The organism is Neisseria sp. P0019.S002 (genome assembly GCF_051957155.1).
In the GTDB taxonomy this organism is placed as follows: Bacteria; Pseudomonadota; Gammaproteobacteria; order Burkholderiales; family Neisseriaceae; genus Neisseria; species Neisseria perflava.
The window spans coordinates 392,578-407,136 of record NZ_JBQCWS010000002.1 but is presented as its reverse complement, the minus strand read 5'-3'; the positions used below and the strand labels follow the sequence as shown (position 1 = coordinate 407,136).

General features: G+C 50.1%; 9 protein-coding genes. 8 read left to right on the top strand and 1 reads right to left on the bottom strand.

The features are described from left to right. Positions 1–124 precede the first annotated feature (124 nt). The 5 genes from ACTHTY_RS05275 (at position 125) to lpxH (ending at position 6,479) form a co-directional block, all read left to right on the top strand. Complete coding sequence (locus ACTHTY_RS05275; RefSeq protein ID WP_440366669.1) at positions 125–1,264, top strand: phospholipase A; 1,140 nt, start codon at positions 125–127, stop codon at positions 1,262–1,264. Between the two features lie 152 nt (positions 1,265–1,416). Continuing rightward, entirely contained in the window at positions 1,417–2,118 is a 702-nt protein-coding gene (locus ACTHTY_RS05270) for a DUF502 domain-containing protein (RefSeq protein ID WP_440366668.1), read from the top strand. A gap of 63 nt (positions 2,119–2,181) precedes the next feature. Then, positions 2,182–3,990, top strand: coding sequence for an aspartate--tRNA ligase (aspS, locus tag ACTHTY_RS05265; RefSeq protein ID WP_440366667.1), 1,809 nt, complete (start codon positions 2,182–2,184; stop codon positions 3,988–3,990). A 239-nt stretch (positions 3,991–4,229) separates the two neighbouring features. Further along, positions 4,230–5,615, top strand: a complete 1,386-nt coding sequence (locus ACTHTY_RS05260; protein ID WP_440366666.1) for a PIG-L deacetylase family protein — start codon at positions 4,230–4,232, stop codon at positions 5,613–5,615. Between the two features lie 153 nt (positions 5,616–5,768). Next, the gene (gene lpxH, locus ACTHTY_RS05255; RefSeq protein WP_440366692.1) at positions 5,769–6,479 is read left to right on the top strand and encodes a UDP-2,3-diacylglucosamine diphosphatase; all 711 of its coding nucleotides are present in this window, start codon (positions 5,769–5,771) and stop codon (positions 6,477–6,479) included. A gap of 71 nt (positions 6,480–6,550) precedes the next feature. Here the strand turns inward: lpxH and serB are convergent, their stop codons facing one another. After that, a complete protein-coding gene (gene serB, locus ACTHTY_RS05250; RefSeq protein ID WP_440366665.1) occupies positions 6,551–7,381 on the bottom strand; it encodes a phosphoserine phosphatase SerB in 831 nt (276 codons plus the stop codon). A 321-nt stretch (positions 7,382–7,702) separates the two neighbouring features. Between serB and ACTHTY_RS05245 the strand changes: the two genes are divergently transcribed. The 3 genes from ACTHTY_RS05245 (at position 7,703) to ACTHTY_RS05235 (ending at position 14,380) form a co-directional block, all read left to right on the top strand. Next, positions 7,703–9,907: a TonB-dependent siderophore receptor gene (locus ACTHTY_RS05245; protein WP_440366664.1), complete on the top strand. Its 2,205-nt coding sequence runs from the start codon at positions 7,703–7,705 to the stop codon at positions 9,905–9,907. Between the two features lie 430 nt (positions 9,908–10,337). Further along, entirely contained in the window at positions 10,338–12,545 is a 2,208-nt protein-coding gene (locus tag ACTHTY_RS05240) for a TonB-dependent siderophore receptor (protein ID WP_440366663.1), read from the top strand. Positions 12,546–12,676: 131 nt separating this feature from the next. Next, positions 12,677–14,380 (top strand): ABC transporter ATP-binding protein/permease, encoded by a 1,704-nt coding sequence (locus ACTHTY_RS05235; protein WP_440366662.1) that lies wholly within the window; start codon positions 12,677–12,679, stop codon positions 14,378–14,380. Positions 14,381–14,559 lie beyond the last annotated feature (179 nt).

Below are 14,559 nucleotides of genomic sequence, written 5' to 3'. Positions count from 1 at the left end.
TCGAGCTGATACGATGCCCCTGAGGTCTTGCCTTTCAGGGGCATTGCCGTATTCACAGTCCAAACCAACTAAATAAAACCATTTACCCTTTCATCAGGCCGTCTGAAAAACAACGGAAACTCTCATGAACAAGATGTTGAAACATTCCCTAAGTATCGGATTCATTGCCGCAGCCCCGCTGGCCGCCGCCGATACCGCCCTACACTGCACCACCATTCAAGACAACGCCACCCGTTTGGCGTGTTACGACAACATCTACTCGGCGCAACTCCCCCCTCAATCCCCACTGCCGCAAGCGCAAACCGAAAGCACCAAAACACCGGTTGACCTCGAACAAAGCGTGCGCAAGAGCATTGAGAAAAAAGAAGCGGCCATCGTATTCGACAACCCTACCCATCCGAATATTTCAGACGACGTATTAAGCGAAACTGCCGACAGCTACACGCCTTTAAGCCTGATGTACGATTTGGATAAAAACGACACTCGCGGCCTGTTGAGCGTACGCGAGCACAACCCTATGTACCTCATGCCCGTTTGGTACAACAGCAGCCCCAACTACCACCCGGAATCCCCCAGTCGCGGCGTAACCACACAGGAAAAATTCAGCGAGCAAAAACGCCTCGAAACCAAAATGCAGGTTTCCTTCAAAAGCAAGATTGCCGAAGATTTATTCAAGACCCGTGCCGACGTATGGTTTGGCTACACCCAAAAATCCGACTGGCAAATCTTTAACCAAGGCCGCAAATCCGCTCCGTTCCGCAATACCGACTACGAGCCTGAAATCTTCATTACCCAACCCGTTAAAGCAGACCTGCCTTTCGGCGGCAAACTGCGCATGGTTGGCGCAGGTTTTGTTCACCAATCCAACGGTCAAAGCCGCCCCGAATCACGCTCATGGAACCGCGTTTACGCCATGGCCGGTATGGAATGGGGCAAGCTGACCGTTATTCCTAGAGTTTGGATGCGTGCCTTCGACCAAAAAGGGGATGACGATGACAATCCGGACATCAACAAATACATGGGCTACGGCGACTTAAAAGTCCAATACCGTTTCAACGATAAGCAAAATGTTTATTCCGTCCTGCGTTACAACCCGAAAAGCGGACGCGGTGCCGTTGAAGCGGCCTATACTTTCCCCATCAAAGGCAAACTCAAAGGCGTTGTCCGCGGCTTCCACGGCTACGGCGAAAGTCTGATTGACTACAACCACAAACAAAACGGCATCGGCTTCGGCCTGATGTTCAACGACTGGGACGGCATCTAAATGACCCCATATTATTTCAGACGGCCTTTGCAATCAAAGCGGCCGTCTGAAACAATAAAACAAAACAAGCCATTCGTTTAAAATACTCGTTTCCTAGCGTCCAAACGCGTATAATGCAAAGTTTGGGCAAAACTTGCCGGAATGAAACAAAGATGACAGAAGCCGCAGCCGAAAGCGGAAAAATCGCCAAGGCTTTAAAGAAATACCTAATTACAGGCGTGCTGGTTTGGTTGCCGATTGCTGTAACCATCTGGGCGATGAGCTATATCATCTCCGCCGCCGACAAACTGATCAACCTATTACCGGAAAGCTGGCAGCCCCAGCATTTCTGGGGGTTCAACATACCCGGCTTGGGCATTGTTGCCGCCACAGTCGTCTTATTCGTTACCGGCGTATTCGCCGCCAACGTATTGGGCAGACGGATTCTCGGCGCGTGGGACAGCCTTTTGGGACGCATTCCCGTCGTCAAATCCATCTACTCCAGCGTTAAAAAAGTTTCCGAATCCCTGCTCTCCGACAGCAGCCGCTCGTTCAAAACCCCCGTACTGGTTCCCTTTCCACAACCGGGCATTTGGACGATAGCCTTTGTTTCCGGCCATATCCCCGCCAAACTCAAAGGCAGCCTACCGCAAGATGACGACTATATTTCCGTTTACGTCCCAACCACGCCCAACCCGACCGGCGGCTATTACATCATGGTTAAAAAAAGCGACGTTTGCGAGCTGGACATGAGTGTGGATCAGGCATTGAAATATGTGATTTCGCTGGGCATGGTCATGCCGGACGACTTACCGGTTAAAGCCCTACCCACCCAAAAGCCGTCTGAAGACGGTGATACCGAACATAACAATTAAGGTCTTCTTTTTTCAGACGGCCTTTCCTTCTTTTCAAATTGAACAATATAAAAAGGTGATTTTATGCGTACCAACTATTGCGGCCTTATCAGCGAGCAATACTTAGACCAAACCGTTACCGTCAAAGGCTGGGTACACCGCCGACGCGACCACGGCGGTGTGATTTTTATCGACCTGCGCGACCGCGAAGGCATCGTTCAAGTCGTTATCGACCCTGATACTCCGGAAGCATTTGCCGCTGCCGACTCTTCCCGCAACGAATACGTTTTGAGCATTACCGGCCGCGTACGCAACCGTCCCGAAGGCACGACCAACGACAAAATGATTTCCGGAAAAATCGAAATCCTTGCCAAAGAAATCGAAGTTTTGAACGCTGCCGCTACGCCTCCGTTCCAAATTGACGATGAAAACATCAGCGAAAACGTTCGCCTGACCAACCGCGTTATCGACTTGCGCCGTCCTGCCATGCAACGCAACCTGCGTCTGCGTTACCAAGTGGCCATGGGGGTTCGCCGCTACTTGGACGCACAAGGCTTCATCGACATCGAAACACCGATGCTGACCCGCTCCACTCCGGAAGGCGCACGCGACTACCTCGTGCCGAGCCGCGTTCATCCGGGCGAATTCTTCGCTCTGCCGCAATCTCCACAATTGTTCAAACAATTGCTGATGGTTGCCGGTTTCGACCGTTACTACCAAATCACCAAATGTTTCCGTGACGAAGACTTGCGTGCCGACCGCCAACCTGAATTCACTCAAATCGACTTGGAAACCTCGTTCTTGGACGAGGATGAAATCATGGACATCACTGAAGGCATGGCCAAACAAGTCTTCAAAGATGCTTTGAACGTAGATTTGGGCGATTTCCCACGCATGCCTTACTCTGAAGCCATGTTCTACTACGGCTCTGACAAACCGGATATGCGCATCAACTTGAAATTTACCGAGTTGACCGACCTGATGAAAACGGAAGAATTTAAAGTTTTCCGTGGCGCAGCCGACATGAAAGGCGGCCGCGTAGTCGCTCTGCGCGTGCCTAACGGTGCGAAATTCAGCCGCAAAGAAATCGACGAATACACTAAATTTGTCGGCATCTACGGCGCGAAAGGTCTGGCATACATCAAAGTAAACGATATCAGCAACCTCTCCAACGGCGAAGACAGCGGCCTGCAATCTCCAATCGTGAAATTCCTGTCCGAAAACGCCCTGAAAGAAATCATCGAGCGTACCGGCGCACAAAACGGCGACATCATCTTCTTCGGTGCAGACAAAACCAAAGTTGTGAACGAAGCCATCGGCGCATTGCGTATCAAAGTCGGCTTGGAACACGGCAAAGACAACGGCTACTTCGTAGACGAATGGAAACCTTTGTGGGTTGTCGATTTCCCAATGTTCGAATACGACGAAGAAGCCGACCGCTACGTTGCCGTACACCATCCGTTCACCGCGCCTAAAGAAGGTCATGAAGACCTGATGGTTTCCGACCCTGCAAACTGCCTGGCCCGTGCCTACGACATGGTATTGAACGGCTGGGAAATCGGCGGCGGCTCTATCCGTATCCACCGTGCAGACGTACAAGAGAAAGTGTTTGCCGCGCTGAAAATCAGCCCTGAAGAGCAACAAGAGAAATTCGGCTTCCTCTTGGACAACCTGAAATTCGGTGCGCCTCCTCACGGCGGCCTTGCATTCGGCCTCGACCGTCTGGTTACCCTGATGACCGGTGCAGAATCTATCCGCGACGTGATTGCCTTCCCGAAAACACAACGTGCACAATGTCTGCTGACCAATGCACCTAATGTGGTCGACGACAAACAACTTCGCGAATTGAGCCTGCGTCTGCGTCAGAAAGCAGTTGAAACAAAAGAAGCATAATTTATCGGCTTAACCTTTAAAATATCAAGGCCGTCTGAAATTTTTGAAATTTCTTTCAAACTTTTCAGACGGCCTTTCTACATTTTGATCGTTTATATATAATCAACCCGCAAACTGTTTTATTTTAAACGTTCACTTTAATGACGTTAGAGTATAAAAAACAACCGTTTGTAAGAAAAACAAACAAATAAGCTCCACAAGCACTATCATGACTGTTACAACAATAAAGGAACCCAACAATGTTTCTGATACTGACGGGGCTGATACTGACTTTTTTTATTTTGTTGTTTATTATTACTTCAATTATTCACAAAAAACAGTTTGCCTATAACACACACCAAGACTATAACTATCCCTCCCTCCCCTCTACCGCGCATGCTACCCTCAAGGGTGGCAGCCTGACTTTACCTGCCACTATCAGCGGGCAAGATACCGTTATTGCCAAAATCCGTATCAAATCCACTTGGGCAGGATTGCTGGTATTGCCTTTTGTTGAAACCATTTCATCTAAGGGCAAATGGAAGCAATATTTCGAATACGGCGCAAAAGGCGTGCGCTATATCAATCTGAGCGACACCTTCTCCGACAGCGACAAAACCATCCGCTTGGAAGGCAAATACCTAACCTTGTCCGATCAAGAAATCGAACTCTCTGTTTATCCGCGTGAAAACCTAGATGGGAAAAGAATCCTTGTCCTCGCGCCTCATGCCGACGATGCCGAACTCAGCGCATACGGTTTGTACGAAAAACACGCGGCCAATTCAATGATCTGCACCTTAACCGCCAGCGAAGGCGGCAGCTTCCACTATGGCAACCTTTATAGCACGTGCGACTGCGACACTCAGGCCCAATATCTGCAAAAAGGCCGGATGCGCGTTTGGAACAGCTTGACCGTTCCCCTTTTGGCCGGCGTGCCGTCTGAAAACATCCTACAACTGGGCTACTTCGACAGCACATTGACCGCCATGCGCCAAAATCCGGAAAAAGAGATTAAATCGACCAAAATCGATACGACCGACGTCGATATTTTCCGTCGTGCCAATACCTCCTCATTGGCGAAACACCTCAAGCCCGGCTCGACTTGGACCAGCTTAGTGGACAATCTCAGCTATCTGATAGAAACGTTCCAGCCGGATATTATCGTGACGCCGTCTCCCAATATTGATGCGCATCCCGACCACCAACATACTGCGCTGGCCGCCATTGAAGCCCTGCGTAAAATCGATTACCGTCGCGGCAATCTGTTTTTGCACACCATACATTATCTGAGCGACGACTTCCCTATCGGCAAAGTAGGCTCTTCCCTCAGCCTGCCACCATCCTTCGAGCAACCATTTTACTTCCAAAGCATCTATTCCCATCCTTTGGATAAAGAGGAACAAAACCGCAAACTCCTCGCCCTTGATGCCATGAACGACATCCGTCCTAATTCAGACGGCTATATGCGTTGGAGTACCATGATATTCAAAGGCCTAAACAAACTGCGGCACCACATCCTTCATCTCGACAAAGACTTGGTCAACCGTTTTGTCCGCAGCAACGAATTCTTCTATACCGTCCCCATCAGTGACTTGTACCAAGAAGATACGCTGAAACAAATTACCTATCAGGGCAAAACCCAATAAACCACAAAGGCCGTCTGAAAAAATATTTCAGACGGCCTTTATCACACCAAATCAAAACAATAAAATCACCGCATTACAAACGAAAAACACCAAGCCCAAATCCAAACGCGACAACCCAAGTTATAATAAAACCCTTCCCACACGTCCCACATCATCATGCCGATTTACTTCATCGCCGATTTACACCTGAGCGAATCCCATCCTCAACTGACCGCACTCTTCCAGAAATTTATGCAAGAAAAAGCCATTCATGCCCAAGCCGTATACATTCTTGGCGACCTTTTCGATTTTTGGATCGGCGATGACGAAAACAGCCCTTTGGTTCAAACCATCAAACAAACCATCCGCAGCCTGACCGAGCGCGGCATTGCCTGCTATTTTATCCACGGCAACCGCGACTTCCTCATCGGCAAAACCTTTGCCCGCGACACCGGCATGACCTTACTACCCGAGTACGCCGTTATCGACCTGTTCGGCACACCCACCCTGCTCTGTCACGGCGACACTCTCTGCACCGACGACCATTCTTATCAAAAATTCCGCCGTACCGTCCATCAAAAATGGCTGCAACGCCTGTTCCTGCTCCTGCCACTCACACTCCGACTGAACATCGCCACCAAAATCCGTAAGCAGAGCAAACAGGACAAACAACACAAAACCGCCGACATCATGGACGTCAATCCAACCTTTACCCACGAAACCGTCCAACGCTTCCACACGCCCCTGCTCATCCACGGCCATACCCACCGCGAAAATATCCACCGCAATGCCGATTACACCCGCATCGTACTCGGAGACTGGCGCGACAATTACGCCTCCATTCTCGAAGTCGATGCCGAAGGCTACCGTTTTATCGCCTTATAAAACATCAGGCCGTCTGAAAACCGGTTTCCCGATTGTTCAGACGGCCTGACTGACAAACATCCTCAAACAGTTTACGCAAACCAACCGCGTATCCGCTCCAAACCACCAAAGCGCACACACGCATCCGCATTCGCTTCAGTTTTCGGTTTTGCCCGATAGGCAATGCCGAATCCAGCTTCCCGTATCATTGGAATATCATTCGCACCATCACCCATCGCCACCACCTGCCACGGAACCAAAGCCAGACGCTTACGGTATTCGCGCAACAAATCCGCCTTAGCCTGCGCATCGATAATCCGCCCTTTCAGACGGCCTGTCAGCTTGCCGTTTTCCACTTCCAACACATTCGCAAAATGGAAATCCAAGCCCAAACGCCGTTGCAGACGTTCCGTAAAGAACGTAAATCCGCCTGACACCAGCATAAACTTCACATCATTCCGTTTGCACTCTTCCAACAAAAATTCCGCGCCCGGCGAGAGCTGCAACACATTCTCGTACACCTCTTCCAACACGCGTTCGTCCAAACCGGACAGCAAAGCCACACGCTTACGCAAAGACTGCTCAAAGTCCAGCTCGCCACGCATCGACTGCTCCGTAATTGCAGCCACCTCATCCTTCAGCCCAACACCGGCCGCAATCTCATCCACGCACTCAATCGTAATCAGCGTCGAATCCATATCGCTGACAATCAGTCCCAAATCAGCAAAAGCCACATCCGGTAACACCGCGCCATCTATCTGCTGCGCAATCAACGCAGCCCGCATCTCGTCCGTCAATTCAAAATCATCATCAACCGGCAGACGCAATACCGACTTTCCTAATGGTGCAGACACCAAACCGCCAAATGCCGACCAGTCGCAAGCGCCCAAATCCCCATGTTGCAACACCAAAACTTTCTTCATCTCATTCTCCTCATGCCCCAAAACCTTTGCAAACATATCGGGTACACATTCAGCCTAAAACCCCGAAACCGTATTTTTGCAAAAGCCTTAAAAAACCAAAACAGCATTATAGCCGAACAACCCCGAAAATTTTCAGACGGCCTGTCGCTTGATTCCCTTAGCTAGTTTAATTTCAAAAACACCTTCAAAAACCATAAAAACAACATAAATCCGCTAAAAACCCTCAAAATCTTGTTCTTAAATTACAAAACAACAAAATTATCGTAAAATATAATTATTCTTATTTTAGTTCAATTAAATTTCAATTATAGAAAGACGTTCATGAACGCCCCAACCCTTAAAACATTAGCACTCATTATTGCCACTCTGCCTTATGCAGCCTTAGCAGAAAACACGGCAACACCCCGGCCCGAACAAACTGCCGAGCTGCAAACCGTCAACGTAACCGGCAAAAACCGTTCCACCCGCACCGAAAACCGCGACTCCTACACAACTTCAGCCATGCGTACCACCACCGGGCTTGCCTTGTCTCCGAAAGAAACGCCGCAGTCGGTAAGCGTAATTACCAAAACGCAGCTGGATAACCAAGGCATGACCAATATGGAACAAGCCTTAAAAACCACAACCGGCATCAACGTGATTCCCGATTCCGGCCGTTGGCGTTATCAGTCGCGCGGCTTTTACATCGATCAAATTGAAGAAGACGGCTTATCCACTACCGTTGCAGGTTCGTCCGGCAACCCGTACAACGACCCTCAAAGCATGAGCAATTTGGCCATCTACGACCATATCGAAGTTGTCCGCGGCCCGACCGGCCTGACCCAATCCAACAGCGAACCCGGCGGCACAATCAATGCCGTACGCAAACGTCCGACCGCCAATACGCAGGCAACCTTAAGTTTTATGGCCGACCGTTTCGGCGCAGCAGGCCTGATCGGCGACGTATCGGGCAGTTTAAACAGCAGTCACAGCGTCCGCGGCCGTTTGGTTTCCAGCCTGACACGCAATAAAACTTTCCAAGACAAAAACCCAACCAAAGGTCAAATGCTGTACGGGATTTTAGAGGCCGATATAGGCGAGAACAGCAAAGCCACACTTGGCGGCCTGTACCAACGCACCGAAGAAACACCCGATTTTTACGGCGTACCGATGGGCAATGGCTTTGACCTTAACCTTCCGAGAGATACCTATCTGGGCGCGGAATGGAATCAAATTCGCTGGTACAAACGCAATGTCTTTGCCGAATTCGACCATCAAATCAACGACAATTGGAAATGGAGCAGCAAGCTCAACTACAACCGTTCTTCATCCGCCCAAAACTTCGCCACCGCAGCCAATACAGGCGGCAGGTTCGCCGGCATCGGACAGAACGGCATCTTTACCGGTGCAACCGACAACATCCAAAAATACGACAATACCGGCAAACAATTTGCTTTCCAAACCGGCGTATCCGGCAAATTCCAAGCCTTAGGCAACGAACAGCAGGCATTTGCCAACTACACTTATTCACGGGAAAACAACAGCTCCTACAACCTATGGAAAGCCCGTACCTCTAACGAATACAATATTTTCGATTACGACTGGAAGAGCGTGGCGCGCACCGATTGGACAAGCGGCAACGCCAACTATACCGATACCGAACGTACTATCACCAACCATGCCGTATCGACAGGCGTTCTCTTTACCCCTTGGAACAAACTCCACATTTTGGGCGCATTGCGTTATACACACTGGGCATACGACTTCGACAACCGCAAAACAGGCAAACTGTCCGAATACCGAAAATCCAGCCTTGTCCCTTACTTGGGCATTACATTCGATGTCGACAAAAACCACAGCATCTATGCCAACTACACCCAAATCAAAAAACCGCAGACCAACCGCGATATGGACAACAACCTCCTGAACCCGATTACCGGTACCAATACCGAAATCGGCTTCAAATCCGACTGGTTCGGCAACGGCAGGCTCAACAGCTCGTTTGCCCTCTACCAAATCATTCAAAAAAACCGTCCGTATGATTTAGATAAACGCAACGCTATGGGCGAATGGGCATATCAGGCCATTGGCAAAGTTCAAAGCCGCGGCTTTGAAGCCGAACTCTCCGGCGACCTCACCGAAGATTGGAAAATATCGGCAAACTACGCTTTCAATATGAGCAAATATAAAGAAAGTGAAGGGGCGCGTTACCCCATCGGCACAAACTTCAGCAAACATACGCCCAAACATATGTTCCGCCTGTACACCAGCTACCGCCTCCCCTTTACCGACCGTAAATGGACCATCGGCGGCGGCATGACCGTACAAAGCAAAACCAACAGTTTGTGGAATGTAGGCCAAGGCGGCTACCTGCTTTGGAATGCCGATGTTCATTACACACCGACCAAAAATCTCAACCTCAGTTTGATCGGCAGCAATTTGGGCAACCGCCGCTACTATGAAAACCACCGTATTCGCACAATGGGCATTAACAATATTTACGGCCAACCGCGCAACGTCATGTTCAAAGTCGATTACAAGTTCTAATCCCACTTGATTCAAAGGCCGTCTGAAACCGATTCTTTCCGTTTTCAGACGGCCTTTTCCAATCAAACCTTTTTTTAAATCTTGATATAAAGCAAACAGTCTAAAAAATTTTCTCAACCGAAAAAAATTCCTGTTGATTTTTTTCACCGTTTCGATATAGTTATTTATAGCTAGTTTGATACTACCCTTTGTATCTAGCTTTCATTGCATTACCATCTCCATTCGTTGCCAACGGCTCCCTTTCCGGCGGCAACCTTTTTTTGACCCGATGGTTTGGCAAAATCGAAATTGAATCAAATAAAATGATTCGGAGATTTAAATTTAATTTTTAAAACAAAACGGATTATAAAAAATAACCGCTCAATTTAAACAGATATTGCCGCCAATATTTAAAAACAAACAGATCTTTCTTTATCAAGGACCTCATCAAATGCATCATTCTAAAAAACTATTCAAACTGAGCACACTTGCTCTCTGCCTTGCCGCATTGCCCCAAGCCGCACAAGCTGCCAAAGAGGTACGGCAGGCTGAAGTGGAACAAGTTACCGTTGTCGGCAAAAACAAAAGCTTGCGCACTGAAAGTCAAAACAGCTACACAGTATCCGCCCTGCGCTCAACCACGGGGCTGGTCCTCTCTCCGCGGGAAATCCCCCAATCTGTCAGCGTCATTACTAAAAAACAAATTGAAGACCAAGGCATTACCGACTTAGAAGGTGCCTTGCAAAACGCTACGGGCATCAATGTTTTCAAAAGCGGCGGACGCACGCATTTCATGTCGCGCGGCTATTTTATCGAACAGTTTGAAGAAGACGGCATTGCCACGCAACTCGGCTCTCCCGGCGGATTCGGCTTAGGCGGCCCGGCCGGCGACCCGACCAGTGCAACCGATATGGCAATGTACGACCACATTGAAGTGGTACGCGGTGCGGCAGGTTTGACACAGGCAAACAACGAACCCGGCGGCACGGTAAACGCCGTCCGCAAAAAGCCGACTGCAAAACGCCAGCTTTCCGCCGATTTGATGGCAAACTCATGGGGCAAAATAAACAGCGTCTTTGATGCATCCGATACCTTAAGCCAAGAGCACGGCCTGCGCGGACGCTTTGTCGGCTCGGTAGGCAGCAACAAAACCTTCAAAGACCAATCCGGCGGCCGCGACATCCTTCTGTATGGCGTAATGGACAAAGACATCGGCGACAACAGCAAACTTACTTGGGGTGCAAGCTATCTCAACCAAACCGAAACGCCCGATCCGGACGGCCTGCCTATGCGTGCAGACGGCAAAGAGTGGAAACGCAGCCGCTACCTTGGTGCGGATTGGAACGAAGCCCGCCTGAAAAAATACAATCTTTTTACCGAATTTGAACATTATTTCAACGACAACTGGAAACTGAACAGCAAACTGGACTGGCGCAAGAACACCAGTTCAAAAGAATATTACACGCTGGGCGGCACAGGTAACGGCATCGGTACAGACGGCCTGGGGACCACATACAGCTTCGACCGTTACGATGCAGGCAACCGCCAGTTCACTTTCCAAAACAACCTGACCGGCCGCATCTTCGCTTTCGGCCAAAATCACGACCTCTTCTTCATGCACAGCTATTCCAAAGAGAACGTGAACTCAAGCAACCGCTGGCTCAACGACAGCAGCACCTATGACGCAGATGCCTTTAACGGCAGCGAGAAAGCCAAACCCGATTGGGATTCTGCCACAGCCAAAGCCCGTGGCGGCGACGGCCGTTATACTACCCATGCCTTCGGTCTGGGCGCGCGCATCAATCCTACCGACAAACTGCACATCATCGCAGGCGGACGCTATACCAGCTGGAAACGCGACTACTATTGGGATCGCGACCTCAAAGACGGGGTAGCAGGTTCATCAGACTCGCTCAAACGCAACCGCTTCGTTCCTTATGCCGGCATCACTTACGATATCACGCCTAAACAAAGTATTTACGCCACCTATACGTCCATCTTTAAACAAACAATGAACCGCGACTACAACGATAACCTGCTGCCGCCGATTATGGGACGCAACTACGAACTCGGCTGGAAAGGCGAATGGAACGAAGGCCGTTTAAACACCTCGGTCGCCCTCTACCGCACCGACAAAGACAACAACAATCAACGCGTCAATGCCAAACCGCACGCCTACTGGGAACCGCTCGACCAAAGCAGCCGCGGCTTGGACGCCGAAATCTCCGGCAGCCTGACCGACCGTTGGCAAGTTTACGCAGGCTACACCTTCAACCGCAGCACCAACCGCAGCAGCGTTACCGGCAATGTTGAATCGCGCCAAAAAGGCTACAACTTCAGCAGCCATACGCCGAAGCATATGTTCCGCCTCTACACCAGCTATATCCTGCCGGTGGATGACGGCAAATGGACAGTCGGTCTTGGCTTGAAGAGCAGCAGCAAAACCGCTAATTCTTCCGGCTCACTCAAGCAAGGCGGCTACACCATTTGGAACACCAACGTCCAATACCGCCCGAGCAAAAACCTGCAACTGGGGCTGGCGGTCAACAACCTGACCGACAAACGCTACTACGAAAACCAATACAGCCGCGGCTTAAACAGTGGCAACTTCTACGGCGAACCGCGCAATGCCGTGTTCAGCCTGAAGTGGAAGATGTAAGTAGCGGCAAACCGAGAGTGGATTACCCCCACTCTTCAAAAGCATATAAAAACCAACTATTGCTGATAAAAAGGCCGTCTGAAAGTACAATTTCACTTTCAGACGGCCATTCGCATGCATTCACAAGCATTATGAAAACACTCAAAAAATTCTTTTACCTTGCCCGCCCTTTTTGGTCAGGGGCACACAGTCGCCTCCAATGGCTGATGCTCACCGTTTTGATAGGGTTCACCCTATTCTCTATTACCATCAGTGTTTGGATTGCCGCATGGGACAAACGCTTCTACGACGCACTGGCTGCATTTGACGGCGCATCCATGCCTTCGCTCATTGTCGAATACCTCGGCTATATGGCGATGGTTATCGGCTGTATCGTTTGTGCCGACTGGCTGCAAAAACGCCTCATCTTCCGTTGGCGCACCCATCTGACCGAGCAATTTCAAAAAAACTGGCTCGAAGGCCACAAACACTACCGTCTGCGCCTGACAGGCGAACCGGACAACCCCGACCAACGTATCGCCGAAGACATCTACCTCCTCGCCGACAAAAGCATCAGCCTCTTTCGCTCCTTCATCAATAATATTGCCAAATTCAGCGCGTTTGTCGCCGTACTGTGGACGCTCTCCGGCGTACAGACTTTCAACATCGGCGGATACAGCATTACCGTTTACGGCTATCTTGTTTGGGTTGCACTGATTTATTCCATCTTCAGCACCGTCATCGCCCACCTTGTCGGCCGCAAACTGAAAAACCTCAATATCGACCGCCAGCACCGCGAAGCCGACTACCGCGCAGCCCTTTTACGTGTACGCGACCATGCCGAACAAATCGCCTTCTACAACGGCGGCGAAGCCGAAACAGGCCGTCTGAAACAGCGTTATCTACGCATCCGCGACAACTGGCGACGGCTGACCAACTGCGAATTCCGCCAAGAAACCTTCTGGGCGACCTATGTGCGCATCAGCATCTTCATCCCCATCCTCGCCACCCTGCCCATGTACCTCACCAAAACCATGACCTTCGGCGACATGATGCAGACGCGCACATCGTTTGCCCGCGTTCAAGACAGTTTCGGCTGGTTTACTGACGCATACCGCCGCCTGATTGAATGGGCGGCAGTCATCGAACGGCTTTCCGGTTTTCAGACGGCCTTGGAACAAGCAGAGCAAAAAAGCCCCTCCCTTCAGTCACACCAAACAGATTTACCGCATCATCGCGGCAAGGCAGTCCTGCAAAACCTTACCATCCACACCCAAACCGGCACCCCCCTGCTCTCCGGCATCAGCCTTGAAGCCCATGCCCCTGAATGGCTATTGCTCGAAGGCAAAAGCGGCATCGGAAAATCCACGCTGCTTCGCGTGCTTGCCGGTTTATGGCCGTATTATCACGGCAGTTTTTCCCTTGAAGGCAGCCGCCTGTTCTTCCCGCAACGCCCTTACCTGCCTACCGATACCCTGCGTCAAACCGTCAGCTACCCTTATTCAGCCTGCCAAGACGACCATTTGATTCAAACCGTTTTGGAACAAGTCGGCTTAAGCAGCCCCACGGGTAGGCTGCACACGTTGATGAACGATTTGGACACTTCATACGAATGGCACGGCATCCTCTCCGGCGGCGAACAACAACGCCTCAGCCTTGCACGCGCACTGCTGCACAAACCGCAAATCCTGTTCCTAGATGAAGCCACCAACCAGCTCGATGACGAATCCGCCCTGATGTTGATGCAGACCCTCAAGCGACATTTGCCCGATACTTTGGTCATCGGCATCAGCCATCAACCCAAAATTCAAGCCCTGTTTGATAGTTCCCTGAATTTGAATGAAAAAATTATTTAAATGTTAAAATGTGCAAAACGCTTGCTTTCAATCCTAACAAGGGATATAGTACCAAGTAACTAGTTCTTATTGATGAGAGCTACTCCTTGGATACTTGCCTCCGGTTCTCCAACCCGGGGGCATTTTTTTACATTTTTATTTTGTGTTCGTATGGATAGGATAAAGACGAAACACCCACC